Annotated in this window: 12 protein-coding genes; 2 read left to right on the top strand and 10 right to left on the bottom strand. The window is 66.4% G+C overall.

Going from position 1 to position 15,263, the window contains the following annotated elements:
- Positions 1 to 1,353, bottom strand: a 1,353-nt coding sequence (locus tag GT613_RS08745; RefSeq protein WP_240132878.1) for a LuxR family transcriptional regulator, incomplete at its 3' end; no start/stop codon positions are given.
- 160 nt (positions 1,354 to 1,513) lie between these two features.
- Between GT613_RS08745 and GT613_RS08750 the strand changes: the two genes are divergently transcribed.
- Entirely contained in the window at positions 1,514 to 2,008 is a 495-nt protein-coding gene (locus GT613_RS08750) for a hypothetical protein (RefSeq protein ID WP_009306112.1), read from the top strand.
- 344 nt (positions 2,009 to 2,352) lie between these two features.
- Here the strand turns inward: GT613_RS08750 and GT613_RS08755 are convergent, their stop codons facing one another.
- The 9 genes from GT613_RS08755 to GT613_RS08795 all read right to left on the bottom strand — a co-directional run bounded on the left by GT613_RS08755 (position 2,353) and on the right by GT613_RS08795 (position 11,820).
- Positions 2,353 to 3,210 carry a hypothetical protein gene (locus GT613_RS08755; RefSeq protein WP_161172588.1) on the bottom strand — a complete coding sequence of 286 codons (858 nt, stop codon included), beginning with the start codon at positions 3,208 to 3,210 and terminating at the stop codon, positions 2,353 to 2,355.
- A gap of 190 nt (positions 3,211 to 3,400) precedes the next feature.
- Positions 3,401 to 4,597 carry a ferredoxin family protein gene (locus tag GT613_RS08760; protein WP_009306110.1) on the bottom strand — a complete coding sequence of 399 codons (1,197 nt, stop codon included), beginning with the start codon at positions 4,595 to 4,597 and terminating at the stop codon, positions 3,401 to 3,403.
- 3 nt (positions 4,598 to 4,600) lie between these two features.
- Positions 4,601 to 5,512: a 4Fe-4S binding protein gene (locus GT613_RS08765; RefSeq protein WP_021409892.1), complete on the bottom strand. Its 912-nt coding sequence runs from the start codon at positions 5,510 to 5,512 to the stop codon at positions 4,601 to 4,603.
- 5 nt (positions 5,513 to 5,517) lie between these two features.
- Positions 5,518 to 6,159 (bottom strand): 4Fe-4S dicluster domain-containing protein, encoded by a 642-nt coding sequence (locus tag GT613_RS08770; RefSeq protein WP_009608137.1) that lies wholly within the window; start codon positions 6,157 to 6,159, stop codon positions 5,518 to 5,520.
- Positions 6,159 to 6,920, bottom strand: a complete 762-nt coding sequence (locus GT613_RS08775; RefSeq protein WP_009608133.1) for a molecular chaperone — start codon at positions 6,918 to 6,920, stop codon at positions 6,159 to 6,161. Before GT613_RS08775 ends, GT613_RS08770 begins: the two co-directional genes overlap by 1 nt.
- Before the next feature lie 14 nt (positions 6,921 to 6,934).
- Entirely contained in the window at positions 6,935 to 7,729 is a 795-nt protein-coding gene (locus tag GT613_RS08780; RefSeq protein ID WP_086414985.1) for a hypothetical protein, read from the bottom strand.
- Between the two features lie 81 nt (positions 7,730 to 7,810).
- Complete coding sequence (locus tag GT613_RS08785; protein WP_161172589.1) at positions 7,811 to 9,673, bottom strand: hypothetical protein; 1,863 nt, start codon at positions 9,671 to 9,673, stop codon at positions 7,811 to 7,813.
- Positions 9,674 to 9,782: 109 nt separating this feature from the next.
- Positions 9,783 to 10,349, bottom strand: coding sequence for a LysR family transcriptional regulator (locus tag GT613_RS08790; RefSeq protein WP_009608208.1), 567 nt, complete (start codon positions 10,347 to 10,349; stop codon positions 9,783 to 9,785).
- A 4-nt stretch (positions 10,350 to 10,353) separates the two neighbouring features.
- Positions 10,354 to 11,820: a response regulator transcription factor gene (locus tag GT613_RS08795; RefSeq protein WP_086414987.1), complete on the bottom strand. Its 1,467-nt coding sequence runs from the start codon at positions 11,818 to 11,820 to the stop codon at positions 10,354 to 10,356.
- A 387-nt stretch (positions 11,821 to 12,207) separates the two neighbouring features.
- Between GT613_RS08795 and GT613_RS08800 the strand changes: the two genes are divergently transcribed.
- The gene (locus GT613_RS08800; protein WP_015759999.1) at positions 12,208 to 15,261 is read left to right on the top strand and encodes a molybdopterin-dependent oxidoreductase; all 3,054 of its coding nucleotides are present in this window, start codon (positions 12,208 to 12,210) and stop codon (positions 15,259 to 15,261) included.
- The last annotated feature ends 2 nt before the right edge of the window (positions 15,262 to 15,263 follow it).

The following is a 15,263-nucleotide window of genomic DNA, read 5'->3' on the forward strand; positions in this document are numbered from 1 at the left end:
CGCGCCGCCCGCATCCGCGCCCGCCGGCATCGACCGCTTCGAAGCGGCATCGTGCAGCACGCCATCCTCGTTGCGCGCGCCGAACGCGAACGCGCGGCCGTCGCTGAGCACGAACATGGTGGCGCCCACCAGCAGCGCGATGGACACGACCGCCACCTGGTCGAGCGAGAACACCCCGGCCGCCATGCCGGACTCCACCAGCACGAGCGTCACCACGCCCAGCAGATCGCCCAAGTGCACGAAGATCCATCCCAAACCGTACGACTGCACGGGCGTGGCCGCGCCCTGCACAGCGTAGCGCGCGAAATACATCTGCGTGATCAGGCAGAACGCGAAGCGCGCGGCGATGGCCACCACGTAGGCGACGTACGCGCCCGCGGTTTCCCCCAGCACGATGAACGCCGCGAAGCCCACCACGAGCGTCGGGCACATCCATCGGTACAGAAACGACAGCGACACCCGACGCGGCCCCGCCGTGGCCGAAAGACCCACCATCAGCATGAACGCGATGCTCACCACGAGCGCCACCTGGGCGGCCGTCGCATCCTGCCCTGACGACCCCGACCAGAACGACCCCTCCACGCACACGAACAGGCACGCCGCGAGGATGCCGAACCCGGCGCGCCCCATCGACTTCAGCACGCGCGGCAGCCCCTTCCGCGCGCTGTCGTGAGCCTCGGCGAACGCGCGCTGCTCGGCGGCGCCCCGGTACTCGGCGGTCGCGTCGCGCCCTTGCGCATCCCGCCACGACAGCAGCAGGCACAAGCCCGACATCAGGGGAAACGCCGTCACCACCACGAGCGCCATCCATCCCTGCATCGCCGACACCACCAGCACCAGAACGGCGGCCGCCACAGCCGACGACGGCGCGAGAAACTCCACTTCCTCCTGCGTCACCTTCGCGTAGTACTCGCCCCACATCACCCACATGAAGCCGCTGCCAAATCCCGTGAGCACCGCACCTATCACGAACAGCGCAGCCGTCGCGCCGAAATCGGGCAGCTCACAGAACAGCAGCGGCGTGGAAACCGCGGTGGCCAGCGGCGCGATCCAGAACAGCGCCGCATGCTGGGCGGGCGAGCCCAGCCGCTTCTCCAACACCACGATGAGCACGAGCATGACCACCGACATGGACACCGGCAGCCCCGTGAAGAACAGATCCCAGCCCGCACCAACCGCCAACGTCGAGGCCTTCGCGCCCGTGTAGCCGCTCACCGCGTTGGTGTAGAACACGCAGAACACCCAGGCCAGCAGAAACGCCCAGCCCAAGCGCCGCAGCGGCGCGAACCGCTCGACCGCCGCCAGCACGGCCCGCTCGCGATCGCGCTGCGCGCTCGTCGTCTTCCCGGTCATCCGCCCGTCCCTTCCACCGTCATCCCATTCGGCCATTTGTACCACAGGAAGCCCCGCTTGGCAAAAAGTGCCCCCCCCCCCCGACGCGTTTCGAGCTGCTAGAATGCCAGACAGTGGCAGATCCCGGCAAAGGAGGTGCCGTATGACCAGGAAACGCGGCATGGCGACGGCGTTCGCGGCGGCGTGTCTGGTTCTGGCCGGTTGCGCAGGACCCCTCAATCTGATGCAGGAATCGATCTACTGCGACGATGCCCGCATCGCCCAAGGATTCGACACGTACACAGTTGCGAACAGAACCGGCTCCCTGTTCGACAGAAAGATCGGCGGACTGACCGGCCTGGAAACATGGCTTCGGATCTCCGTCCCCAACGAAGGCGGGGAGTTTCGCGTCGACTACGATGCGACCGTATCGGACGGCGACTTCAAGATCGTATTCGTCGATGAGAAGAACGTTGATACCGTCTGCGAAGGAACGGCTCGCGGAAGCCGCGTCTTCACGCTCGACCGGGGAGGGTACGCCCTCAAAGCCGTCGGGGCGCATGCGAGTGCCGAAATCGCCTTCGAACTGCAAGCGAGCGAAGGCGTCACCGCCGTTGCCACGGGTGACGCGTTCGACGACGACCAGGCAGTGGATCTCGAACCGATTGAAAGCTGATGCCGCGGATTTGCCTGCGTGGACGCGAATGCGTTTCCACAAGAAGCGAACAACTGCCTAAGTCCCACGCTTAAAGCGCGAAAGCGTTTCGGCGAACGGCATCTGCACGTGATTCGCCCTTCAGCGCACAAAAATTGGCGACGTACGAGACTTGAAGGCCGTTGAACGGCCGTCTCTCGCGAATGCACCGCGCACTGCAATCGAGGGCGATTCAACGACCTGGGGATTCTTCAAAACCGATCAGAGTGGGCGACAAGAAAACATCGGTTCAGATCGCACGTCACGGGTTTTTGTGCAACAGACGCCTGACCCCATGCAAAACCAGCAGCTCTTCCCCGCCGCCCCTACCCTGCGGCGCGCATGACCATGCGCTTGACGTCTTCGCGGTACTTGGGGCGCACGAGGTAGTACGCGTAGGCCTCGAGCACGGTTTGGAAGGCCACGCCGCGGCCGACGATTTTGAAGTACCCGATGCCGTACTCGTCGTGCAGGTCGCGCACCTCCTGATCGGTGAAGATCACCGGGTGGCCCGGCTCGTGGTCGAAGAAATCGGCGCGCTTCGCAACGCACTCGAAGGGGCGCATCGCGCCCGACCGCTGATCCTCGCTGTTGTGGAGGTAGTGCTGTGCACGATGCGGGCACTGGTAGGCGCAGAACTCGTTCACCATGACCTCCACCTTGTCGCGGTCTTCGAGCGCCGCGAGAAACGCCGGATCCTTGTGGCGGTTGTAGTCGAGCACCACGTAGTCGTAGCGCTTCGTCATGCGGTTGGCCTCGGCTGCGTCCGCCAGCGCGCGCGTGGTGGACAGCACGCAGCGCATGCCGTAGCGCTCGCGCACGTAGTTGCCCACGAGGTCGGCGTACACGATGGCCTCGGCATCGTAGCGGCCGGCGATGGCGAGCATCGCGTTCAGGTACTCGTCGCGCAGGTCGTCCTCGTCGGCCAGCATGTTCGTCAGCGTGAGACGCGCCTTTACGCCGTGCTCGGCCAAGAGCGAGAACGCCTCCTCCATCTGCCGGGGCGTGGCTCGCTCGCGCAAGAACGCGCGGCCGCCGTTCAGGTCGCACGCGGGAAAGCAGCCGTACACGCTGTCGATGCGCACGCCGTCCTGGAACAGCGCCGGGCGCTGCTCCAGCAAGCGGATGAAGAACAGGTTGAGCCCCAGCCCCACCGTGAAATCCGGCAGCGTGTAGTTGATCATGCGTTCGTTCCTCCAAAATCACCGGTCGTTCGTAGCGTCAGCGAGGGGCTCCCTGGTGCCCGAGATCGTGGGGAGGGCGAGGGCGAAGCGTACTTCGGTACGCGAGTCCTCGGCCTCGACGCGAGATCGGGTGCCAGGGAGCTCCGCAGCGTCGAGCAGTTCCGGCGGCCGACAAACCGCCGGAACTTCCCTAGAACATGCACATCTCCAAGTGTTCGCCGAGCGTCGCGTGCAGTTTATCGTACATCGATGAGGGCTTGTTCGGGGTCCAGGTTGGACGCTTCATAGCGAAGCACACGGCTTCCTTGCCCATGAACTGCTTGATAGGCACGCGCCCGCTCACCGCGATGGCCTGCTCGGGACAGATGTGCTCGCACAGGCGGCACTGCATGCAGGCGCTCGGACGGTGCACGATGCCGAACACGCCGCCCTCGTCGAGCTTCTTGATGGCGCCCGTGGGACAGAACACCGCGCACATGCGGCACGAACTGCACTTCTGGGCATCGATGGACACGGCGCCGATGACACGCGTCTCCACCTCGTCGGCCGTCGGTTGCCCCACGTGCTGCAGGTAGTTGTACAGCCGCACGCGGCGCGTGGGGACGAACTGCGACAGCGTCCCATCTGCGCCCACTTTGCGATACGCCGCAGGAACGGGCTCGGCCTCGACCATCCCCAACTCCTCGGCCACCGCCGCGCCAGCTGCGCGGGTCGATGCGTCCTTGGCCGAGCGGAAGAAGTCGCGCCGCCCCACCCCGTCGCTGCCTGCCTGGCCGTGCGACCCGCCGGGCTCCAACACGCGCTCGGGCACGCATTCCTCCAGGTCGATGGGCATGGAGGATCCGAACGCCTCAAGCAGGTTGCGCGCGCCCTCCACCACCTCGCGCACGAGCGCGCCGCCCGGAGCATGTGGGCACGTCTCGCACGAACCGCAGGCCAGCGTCGCGTCGAAGGCGCGGTACGCCGCCAACCCCACGAGCGCCGACTCGTCCATGCGCCCCAGGCACGGCACCGCGCACGCGGCCGACGCATCGTCGGCCGCGACGTTGGCCGCCTCGAGCGCCTGCTCGCACACGATGACCGGATGGCCTTTCGTCGCCACGATGGAGTGCTTGAGCTGCGCCGTCAGCTCGGCATCCGTCGGGTTGCGCAGCTCGATGGCGCAGGTGGGGCACGCCGTGGCGCACGTGCCGCATCCGATGCAGCGCTCGGGCTCTACGAGCAGCTCGCCCGCGCGGTACGCCAGCGCGCCCGACGTGCACGCCTCCACGCAGCGCAGGCAGTCGGCATTGCGGTTGCGCACCGAGATGCAGCGCTCCTCGTGCACGGCGATGGCATCGCTCTCGATCTCGCCCAGCAGGGCCAGCAGGCCGTTGATCAGGGACATGACCTACCCCCTTTCCGGGATCTCGTCGTCGACGGGCAGCGGCGTCGCCTGCGCCTGCTTCTTCGGCAGCAACGGGAACGTGATGGCGTGCTCGGGGCACACGTCGGCACACGCGCGGCACTTGCTGCAATCGTTGAGCGTGGTCTCGCCCGCCGCGACATCGTGCAGGTTGATGCCCTCGGGGCATGCCTGCTCGCACAGGTTGCAGGCCTTGCCGCGACCCTCGCGCAGGCACTTCTCGGCGTCCACCTGGGGGCGGAACGTCCGGTTCAGCCCGCTGAACAGCGAAAGCAACGCGCCCAACGGGCAGAAGCGCTGGCACCACTTCGGCAGCAGCAGGATCTCCAGCGCGATGATGGCCGGGAAGGCGACGACCGTCCACGTGGCGTCGCCGAACGCGAACAGGCGCATGACCAGCAGCACCGTGGCGAACGTGAGGCCGATCGGGCAGACGAGGCAGAACACCGGGAAGCCGAAGACGAGCGTGGAGCCCAACGCCGCAGCGAGGATGCCGTGACGGCTGTCGATCTTGATGCCCTTGGCTTTGCCGCAAGGGGAAGCGCACGCGGAGCAAGGGGAAGCAACCTTGCCCCCTTTACCCTCCTTGTCCCCCTTATCCCCCTTCTTCCTTCCTCGCGACAGGAAGTGCACGGGGCACGCCCAGGCGCAGAACACCTTGCCTAGCACGATACACACCAGCAGCACGACCGCAACGCTGATCACGGCCATCGGGATGGCTGTGCGCTCGGCGATCATGGCCAGCAGCGCGCCTAGGGGGCACAGCAGCGTGATGGACTCGAAGCCGATGCCGCAGAAGTTGCCGATGCCGCCGGCCGTGAAGTACCCCACGGCCACCACGGCCAGCAGCGCCAGCATGATCAGGAACCGCAGCCGATAGGTTTTGAGCTTCTTCATCCTGATCACGCCTCCACTTCTTCGGTCGGACGGACGACGATGGCGCGATCGGTGGCGCCGGCCGTGATGGAACCTGCCGACAGCGAGATGCACGCCAGCTCGCAGGCGCCGCAGCCGTTGCACGCATCCACGTCCACCACCGGCACGTTGTCGGCGCCCAGCTCGAGCGCCTCGTAGTTGCACACGTCGACGCACTCGTGGCAGCCCATGCCCTTCGCGGCAAGGCACCAGTCGCGGTTGATCTCCGCCTTGCCGATGATCGCCTGCGACGGGTCGGGGCACGAAAGCGCATGCGTCGGGCACGCCGCGACGCACTTCGGCCCGCCCGGCTCGTTCTCGCAGAAATCGCACCAGCCGCTTTTGAAGTCCATGCGCGGTGTGCGCGCGTTCAAGATGCCGTCCTCAAGATGAGCAGGAGCGATGGCATGCTTCGGGCACACCTCGCGGCACTTCTCGCAATGCAGGCAGCCGCGCGCCAGCTGCTCCTCGTCCTGCCCGCCCGGCGGGCGCAGCAACGTGGCACTGGGCAGGTACTTCACGCCGCCCAGCCCGATGACGGCGCACGCTCCCACGGCTCCCAGGGCGAACGTGCGGCGCGACACGCAGGGGCCCGTATCGCGCTTGGGCTCGATGCCGTGCTCGTCCATCATGCAACCTCGACTTCGGTTTCGGCCGACGCCGCACGGGATCCTTCGGCTTCGGCCTGCGGCCTCCGCTCTGGATGGCAATCCGCTTCGTTCTCAGACAGCACGGCGTCCAAAAATTCGCGGTCGTTGCGCAGGAAGCCGTCGGTCAGCTTGCCCAGGCCCTTGTAGAAGTCGGTCTGCGGGAACTTCTGCAAGTCGGCCGCCATCATGGGGTACCACGCCAGCAGGTGGTCCTCCAGGAAGTTGCGCTGCGACAGCAGCAGCTTCAGGCACTCGTCCTCGTCGCCGGCCTCGTACGCCCTGATAGCGCGCTCGCATAGGATCTGCTCGAACTCCAGCTCCAGCGCGATATGGTCCTCGCCCTCCTTCCAGCTTTCCTGCTTGTCCAGACCGAAGGCGCGGTACAGCACCAGCACCTCGTCGCGGGCGTCCTGCATCATGAGGCGCTTCGGGCTCGTGTACACCGACTCGTACGGGTACGCGGCCGAGAAGCCGTCGTTGCCCGACCCGATGAACGCGCGCACGTAGTCCACCGCCAGCTCGGTGAGCACCGTGCCGTCGGCTTGGCTCAGATAACCGCAGATCATCCGGTAGCCTTCGTCCACCAGCGCGTTGCCGGTGTTCGCCGGGAAGCGCATGGACATCAGCGTGTCGTACAGCTCCTGGTCCACCTCCACGCGGAACAGGCGCGAGAGGAACTGGTAGGTTGCCATGCGGCCGCGCAGCACGTCGGCGATGGTGGTTTCCTGATCGTGGGACATGGGTGGCTCCTTCTCTAGCGTTCGGACGGGGAAGCGGCGGCGAACAAGCCGGACGCGAGCACGCTGCGCCCCAGATCGGTGATGGTCCAGGCGTCGCGCCATTCGATGGCGCCTGTTTCTTCCAGCTTGCCGCGGAAGAACCCGCAGAAGCGGCGCGGCTCTTGGCACAGCGGGTCGCCGTCCACCGCCTGGTCCAGCTCCTTGGTGGGGCAGCCTCCTTCGCGCGCGCACATCTCAAGCACGCGCTGGAAGATGGGCAGATAGCGCTCGTCTTCGCTGATCCGCTCCGCCACGAGGCCCTCGTTGACGTGCGCCGCGACGGCATCGAGGCCCGCTTGCGTGGCACGGTAGTGACACGGCGGAGCGGGCGTCACCGAGATGAAGCCCTCGTCCTCGGCGGGCGTATCGGCAGCGTCGCCGGCGGCCGCATGGGCGGCGTCCTCGTCCACGATGCGCTCCAGCGCGCCGTCGCGCTCGAGCAGCTGCACCACCTGCGCCGAGCCGTACACGCTCGTCGTGTTCGGATACGCCGCGTCCAAATTGGCCACGGCCTCGTCCATCGTCTTCGGCTCGGTGCAGAATTCCACGGCGTGCAGCAGGCGGAACTGCTGGCCGGGAATGCCCGCCAGCAGCTTCTCGATGCGCTCGGTCGCAGACAACGGCACCACGGGAGGCACCACGCTCTTGTCGGCATCGGGGATGGGCGGCAGGTAATCCGCCTCGGCATCGTCCCGCTCGCCGTCGTCCAGGCTCAGGTCGGCCAGGGGATCGAAATCGTCATCGATCACGAATACATCAACATCGCTCATATCTATCAGTCCTTTCATCATTTCAAAATCACCGGTCAGGAAAAGTCAGCGAAGGTTCGCGCGGTCGTCAGACCGTTGGAGCTACAAAGTCGAAGACGCGTACAGCACCTTCGTGGGCAGCTCGCGAGGCGCGTCGGGTGCGGGAGAGAGCACCTCGTCGGTCAGCGACGCGAACTCCGACGGCGTCACGCGCGCGAAGCGCTCGCCGTCGCGCACGAACACGCGCGAGGTCTGCACCTTCGTGAACGCGGTGTTCTCTAAAAGGTCGCGCACGAACCGCGTGCATACCGCTCGTTCGCTCGCACAGGACAGCACGTCCAGGAACAGCGCGCGCTCGCGTTCGAGCGCCACGCGCCGATGGTCGATGGTGAACTTGTCGTCCACGGCGTCGTTCGCCGGCAAGAAGCCGTTCACCAGGCCGGTGACGAACACCGTGCGCACATGGCGCCCGTGGCAGCGCGCGTAGGAGACCACATGCACGGCATCGCGCGCGACGTCCTCCACCGGCTTCGCGAACCCGCAGCGCGCCAAGCGCTCGACGTCCGCATGCGCAGGGTCGTCGCCCAGCAGCTCCACGTGGCGCGGGGACAACGGCATTCCGTGCGCTTCGAACAGCGCTACGGCAGCATCGCGCGACAACCCGCCAGCGCAGGCGCGCAGCAGCTCGTCCAGCTCGTCCAGCGGGCCGTCGAACTTCCCGAAGATCGTCGAGGAGCGGTCGGCGTCGCGCTGCGTGCGCAGCTGCGCCACGGCTTCGGGCACGGTCGTCTCATGGTCGCGCGCGTACGCCATCAGCTCCAAAAACGCATCGGAGCGCAGCAGCCAATCGCCGAACCCCAGCCACGAGCGCAGCGACGTGAAATCGTGCGGATCGAGGTACAACCGCAGGAACGCGGCCAGCTTGAGGTCGGCGTAACGGCCCTCGGTGCGCGGGTCGCCCTTGATCTTCCCGCCGTCGAACCCGCGCTCCACGGCGATGCCGCGCCCTTCCAACTCAGCCGCGATGCGCTCGCCCCAAGCGGCGTTCGGCACGGCCACAGCCACGTCGCCTGGCCGGAAGCCATCGACCAGGCACTCCCCCACGGACGCCGCCGCGAACGCGAACTCGGCCGCCGGGTCGTCCCGCGCGCGGGACTCGCGCGCCGCGGCCGGCCGCTCGCACGCCAGCGTCACCAGGCAGTCGGCCTCGTCGGCAAGCGCGCGGAACCCGTCGAAGCACGGGTACGGCTCCTCGGAGCTGGACGAGGCCAGCGTGCGGCCGGCCGCCACGAGGCCGTCCGTCGCCAGATGGCGCACGAGGCGCTGCGACGCCTTGCTGAGCGACCCAAAGTCGTCTGCCACCAGCGTCAGCGGCTCGCGCTCGACCTCGGCTTTCACAAGGCCGCGATACGCCAGCGACGAAACCTCGCACGGCAGCAGCGCGCGGCGCGCCTCCAGGTTCTCGGTGAGGATGGCGTGCACGGTCTGCTCTTCGGCGGTGATCAGCCAGCGCTCGTCATCGTCGGCGCAGTCGCTGATGCTCTTGTAGAAGAACTTAAGCATCTCGCGCAGCCGGCCCGGCTTGAGGCCGCTCACCTTCACGTCCTCCATGAGCACGGCCAGCTCGTTCTCGTCCAGCACGCGCGCGTCGCGTCCCACGGCGTCGCCGACCCGCGCATCGCCCAGAATCGAGAGGGCCAGCTCGCGCACCGACACCACGTCGAGCGCGCCCAGCAGCGGATCGTCGGCCGCAAGCGCCCGAAAGCGCGCGGCTGCAACGGCGTCGGCGCACACGACGCGCACGTTCGACCCCGCCTCGACGCGAGCGCGAGCCGCGCGCAGCAACGCCGGCGCAACGTCGTCGGACGCATCGTGCTCCACGCACAAGCACTTCGCGCCGCTATTCAGTTCCTCAAGAAGATTGTTCGCCGCGTCTTCGACGGACGCAGCAGTACAAGCACTCATATTCGGTCTCCATCCATTCTTCGGATGAAGCCCTTTGCTCGAAGCCCCCCAGCTTCATAGCGCTTTCACTTCTACGCAGTATGCCCAACCGCCGCGGGCGCGTCTACCATCATTCCGAAACGGAATGGATGAAATCGAGCGCCTCCTGCTTGTCGCCCACGCCCAGCTTGCGGTACACGCTGCCCAGCACGTCGGCCACCTCGTCGCGCGTCAGCGCCAGCTCGCCCTGGATCGTCTCGAAGCCGTGCTCCTCCACGTACAGGATGAGCGCGCCCAGCTCGCGCCGGTCGAGCCCGCAGCGCTCGGCCGCGAGCCGGCACTTGCAGCGCAGCGCCATGTCCCCCGCGGCCGCGGGCGAGCCGTCGACAGCACCCTCGCCCGCCGCGACACCGGCAGTCGAGCCCGCAGCCTGCCCGTCGCGCGCCGCGCGCACCAGCAGCTCGGTGGCGCGCAGCAGCTTCTCCATCTGCCGCGCCTGCGCGTACAGCACGCCGCCCGCCTCGGTCAGGCTCACGCCGCTGCGGTCGCGTACGAACAGGTCGGCCCCGAATTCGCGCTCCAACAAGGCCACGTGCTTGCTCAGCGTCGACTGCGTCAGATGCAGCTCGCGCGCAGCCGCCGTGAAGCTGCCGCACTCGGCCACCTTCGCGAACTCGTGCAGATACGCCGTCTCCATCGCCTCAGACCGCCTCGTCCTGCGCGGCCGTCTCGTGGGCCAGGTCGATGAGCTCTTGGCGGTTGTCCACGCCCGTCTTCTGGTAGATGTGGCGGATGTGCGTGCTCACCGTACCCGCCGAGATGAACAGCGTCTCCTGGATGCGCGAGATGGTGCGCCCCTCCAGCAGCAGCGGAAGCACATCGGTCTCGCGCGGCGACAGGGCGAAGCGCTCCGCGATCAGCGCACACGGATCCACCGGGTCGGCCGGGTCGTCGGCGGCCTCTTCGGGCACCGTGCCCATCAGGCTGACCTCGCCGATGCCGATTTTGATGAGGTCGGTCTCCGTGAACAGGAACAAATGCGCGATGAACAGCAGCGACACGGCCACCAGCGTGACCAGCGTAAGGTCGAACATGCTGACCCCGGTCGCCTCCAGCGAATGGGCGAACAGCTGGCCTGCAGTCTCGCCGCCGTACAGCGCCACGAACCCCAGGCCGATCGTCCGCGCCGGGCTCACACGGAAGCTGGACGCCACGTCGATGCACACCACGCACAGCACCAGCACGAAGCAGTGGTAGCCGCCGAAGATAAGCGCGCTCGAATACGTGTTGTTGTCGGCCATAAACGGCGTGGACAAGCACCCCAAGCACAGCATCGGCATGGAGACGCGGTACGAGAAGAACACGCTGTCGCGCTGCAGGAACACGGCTATCAGGCAGACGGCCAACGCTCCGATGAAGCCCGCCAGAAACAGGTACGTGCCGAAGATGTCCTGCACCTCGTAGGTTTTGAACCCCGACACCACGTCGAAGAACCCCATCAACATGCCGATGAGCACCGCGCCCAGAAGCGCCTTCGCGAACAGGGTCGCCGTATGGCGCGACAAAGGCTGCTCGGGCTCGCGCGGCAGCTGCGGCGTATCGGGCGCGCTGCGCCTGAGAGCTGCCGCCGAAAGCACGGGCATGACAACGATGAGCACGATGACGGGTATCGCCGGCCCTACGATCAGCAAGAACCCCACGACGAACGCGATGCACAGCGACGAGGCAAGCTCCACAAGCGCCAAGCGGCCTCCCAGCCCCGACTCGAGCTCGATCCAGCACAAGAACAGCACGGCCGAGCCCGTGCCGGTCATGACCGCGCTCAGGCCCAGCACCAGCATGCCGACGGGCGTGGTAGGATCGGAGAACGGCGTGAGCACGCTGCCCGCGCTCATCATGATGGCCGATCCCAGCACGATGGAGCGGTTGCCGCTCACCCGCTCGCGCCGCACGATGACGGAGACGAACAGCATGGTCACCACCATGGCCACCAGCGATATGATCAGGCTGACGTACAGCGAGCCGCGCACGTCCGACGAGAAGCCGTACGGCACGATGCTGTAGAACATCATGAGCATCCAAAGCCATTGCAAGGCCGCACCCGCGATGCGCGTGAGGGAAAGGCTCGTCCCCAACGCAGTATCCCATGCACTCCGAAGCTTTTCCATGCCCCACCCCCTGTGAGCCCGTACGGAACGTCGCTCGCGCCGACCCCTCTGTCGACGGGTTCGATTATACGGAAAAGATGAGCATCCCTCTTTGAGGAAGTTATTCTAGTTTCAGAATAGTTTATGACCTTCGTTTGATGTTTTTCCAGTTCAAATCGTCATCGATTTTTTCATGATCACAAGATCATAAGAATTTATGATGCGGTCGAACCCGCTTTCCAACCTTTGAACGATGCTCTGCATCCCCTCGCATCCGTATGGTCAACCCAAGCGACACGGGGACTTTGCACCGGTCCGGAGCCCGAGGCTTCGCCCGGAAGCCCCCCTCCCCGATCGCCCGAACGAAGACGAGCAAGACGAGAACGAGGAGAAAGAAGGAGGAGGAGTATGGGTAACCTGACCATGTCACGACGCACGTTCGTCAAGACCGCCGCCATCACCGGTGCGGCAGCCGCGGCGTTCGGCGCTTCGACGCACACCGCGCTGGCCGAAGAGACGTACAGCAGCGTGTCCGGCAACGACACCGTGGCCGTGAAAACGTGCTGCCGCGGCTGCGGCAAGATGGAGTGCGGCGTCAAGGTCATCGTCCAGAACGGGCGGGCCATACGCGTCGAGGGCGACGAGGGAGCGTTCCAGTCCATGGGCAACTGCTGCACGAAGTCGCAGTCGTCCATCCAGGCGGCGTACCACCCCGACCGTCTGCACTATCCCATGAAGCGCACGAACCCGAAGGGCGAGGAGCCCGGCTGGCAGCGCATCTCGTGGGACGAGGCCATGCAGTCCATCGTGGACAACTTCATGGACATCAAGGCGAAGCACGGCGGCGAGGCCATCGCCTGCCAGGTGGGCACGTCGCGCATCTGGTGCATGCACTCGGAGTCCATCCTGAAGAACATGCTGGAAACGCCGAACAACGTTGAGGCCTGGCAGATCTGCAAGGGCCCGCGCCACTTCGCCACCACCATGGTGTCGCAGTTCGCCATGTCGTGGATGGAAACCATCACGCGCCCGAAAGTGTACGTGCAGTGGGGCGGCGCGTCCGAGCTGTCCAACTACGACGACTCCTGCCGCACCACGGTGGACGTGGCATCGCGCGCCGACGTGCACATCAGCGTCGACCCCCGCATGGCCAACATGGGCAAGGAAGCCGACTACTGGCAGCACCTGCGCCCCGGCACCGACGGCGCCCTGGCCCTGGCCTGGACGAACGTCATCATCGAGAAGAAGCTCTACGACGAGCTGTACGTGAAGAAGTGGACGAACGCCCCGTTCCTCGTGTGCGAGGACATGGAGCCCTCCGGCTTCCCCACCGTGCGCACCGACGGTTCCTACTGGGACGTGAAAACCGCGCTGCTCAAGGAAAGCGACATCAAGGAGGGCGGCAGCCCCTATAAGTTCCTCGTGTACGACAACAACTGGGAGAAGCTGAAGGCCGAGGGCGTCGAGCACGAGTACGGCGCGTTCACCTGGTTCAACGCCGACCAGGAAGGCGTCATCGACGAGACCGGCGGCTTCTGGGAGGGCGAGAACTACGACTCCGAGAAGGCGCGCCAAGGCCGCGAGGCCGCGCAGGACAACCTGCTGCCGGGCCAGACGCAGGGCTGGCTGCCCGATCCCATGCCGTTCGACCCCGCCATCGACCCCGCGCTGGAAGGCGAGTTCGAGATCACGCTGAAGGACGGCAAGACCGTGAAGGTCAAGCCGGTGTGGGAGCACTACAAGGCCCGCGCCGCCGAGTACAAGCCCGAGGTGGCGGCCGAGATCACCGGCATCCCCGCCTCCGAGATCGAGGCGGCGGCCACGGCCTACGGCACGCGCATCGACCCGTCCACCGGCTACGGCAACGGCGGCATCCAGTACATGCTGGCGGTCGAGCACTTCTGCAGCGCCATCCAGAACTGCAGCGCCTTCGACAACCTCGTGGGCATCACCGGCAACATGGACACCCCGGGCGGCAACCGCGGCCCGACCATCGTCCCCATCGACGGCGACCTCCAGGGCTTCAGCGCCTGGGCCCCCGGCGCCACCACCCCGCCGGAGGAAGTCAACCGCAAGCAGATCGGCATCGACAAGTTCCCGCTTCTGGGCTGGTGGCAGTACTGGTGCGACAGCCATTCGCTGTGGGACGCCGTCATCACGGGCGACCCCTACCCGGTGCGCGCCCTCTGGAACGAGTCCGGCAACTTCATGAGCCAGACGAACACCACGCGCGCCTGGGAGGCCCTGTGCTCGCTTGACTTCTACGTGGACCTCAACCTGTGGCACACGCCGCAGAACGACACCGCCGACATCATCCTGCCGGTGGCCCATTGGATCGAGCTCAACTCGCCGCGCGCCAGCCAAGGTTCCGCCGGCGCCATGGGCGCCACGGTCAAGTGCGTGCAGCCGCCCGCGGAAGCCAAGTACGATCCCGAGATCGTCATGGACCTCGCCCGCCGCATGAACTGGAAGTGGACCGACGAGCCGGGCAACGAGTGGCCCGACATCAACTGGCAGCTGGACGACTCCATCAAGCTGCTCACCGACGACGAGCTGACCTACACCACGTGGCACGTCGAGAACGGCAAGCCCACGTTCGAGCGCCACGGCGTTCCGATGGCCGAGGTCACGCCCAAGTACAAGACGTGGGACGAGTACGTCAAGGCCTTCCAGGAGCACGGCTGGTGGCAGGCGAAGGACATCGAGCCGCGCAACTGGGGCACGTACCGCCGCTACCAGACCGGCGCGATGCGCGCACGCGACCGCGTGTGGGGCCGCCTCGACTACACGGCCGGCAAGGGCATCGGCGACTGGAAGCCGGGCTGGTTCACCCCGACGATGAAGCAGGAGATCTGGTCCACCGTCATGGAATCGCACCATCCCGACCATCCCGAGTGGAGGCTTCCCACCTACACCGAGCCGCCTCACGGCCCGAAGGACGGCGACCGCATCAAGGAGTACCCGCTGACCGCCACCACCGGCCGTCGCATCCCGGTGTACTTCCACTCCGAGCATCGTCAGCTGCCCTGGTGCCGCGAGCTGTGGCCCGTGCCGCGCGTGGAGATCAACCCGAAGACGGCCGCCGAGTACGGCATCGAGCAGGGCGACTGGGTGTGGATCGAAACCGAATGGGGCAAGATCCGCGAAGTGGCCGACCTGTACTACGGCGTGAAGGAAGACGTCATCAACCTCGAGCACACGTGGTGGTACCCCGAGGTGAAGGACGCCGGCCACGGCTGGCAGTTCTCCCAGGTGAACCAGCTGATCGACCACTACGCCCAGGATCCGCACTCCGGCACATCCAACCTGCGCGCCTACCAGGTGAAGATCTACAAGGCCACGCCCGAGAACTCGCCGTTCAACAACCCCGTGCCGTGCGACTCCACCGGCACGCCCATCATCCATACCTCCGACGACCCCCGTCTGAAGGAATGGCTGCCTACCTACGAAGGGAGGGAGTAAAC

The sequence above is a fragment of the Eggerthella sp. BIOML-A4 genome (assembly GCF_009875575.1).
Classification (GTDB): Bacteria; Actinomycetota; Coriobacteriia; order Coriobacteriales; family Eggerthellaceae; genus Eggerthella; species Eggerthella lenta.

Coding starts and splice junctions, on each gene's coding strand:
- GT613_RS08770 (WP_009608137.1), bottom strand. CDS start 6,159: ATGGACGAGCACGGCATCGAGCCCAAGCGCGATACGGGCCCCTGCGTG.
- GT613_RS08750 (WP_009306112.1), top strand. CDS start 1,514: ATGGCGACGGCGTTCGCGGCGGCGTGTCTGGTTCTGGCCGGTTGCGCA.
- GT613_RS08760 (WP_009306110.1), bottom strand. CDS start 4,597: ATGTCCCTGATCAACGGCCTGCTGGCCCTGCTGGGCGAGATCGAGAGC.
- GT613_RS08765 (WP_021409892.1), bottom strand. CDS start 5,512: ATGAAGAAGCTCAAAACCTATCGGCTGCGGTTCCTGATCATGCTGGCG.
- GT613_RS08790 (WP_009608208.1), bottom strand. CDS start 10,349: ATGGAGACGGCGTATCTGCACGAGTTCGCGAAGGTGGCCGAGTGCGGC.
- GT613_RS08795 (WP_086414987.1), bottom strand. CDS start 11,820: ATGGAAAAGCTTCGGAGTGCATGGGATACTGCGTTGGGGACGAGCCTT.
- GT613_RS08800 (WP_015759999.1), top strand. CDS start 12,208: ATGGGTAACCTGACCATGTCACGACGCACGTTCGTCAAGACCGCCGCC.
- GT613_RS08755 (WP_161172588.1), bottom strand. CDS start 3,210: ATGATCAACTACACGCTGCCGGATTTCACGGTGGGGCTGGGGCTCAAC.
- GT613_RS08775 (WP_009608133.1), bottom strand. CDS start 6,920: ATGTCCCACGATCAGGAAACCACCATCGCCGACGTGCTGCGCGGCCGC.
- GT613_RS08780 (WP_086414985.1), bottom strand. CDS start 7,729: ATGAGCGATGTTGATGTATTCGTGATCGATGACGATTTCGATCCCCTG.
- GT613_RS08785 (WP_161172589.1), bottom strand. CDS start 9,673: ATGAGTGCTTGTACTGCTGCGTCCGTCGAAGACGCGGCGAACAATCTT.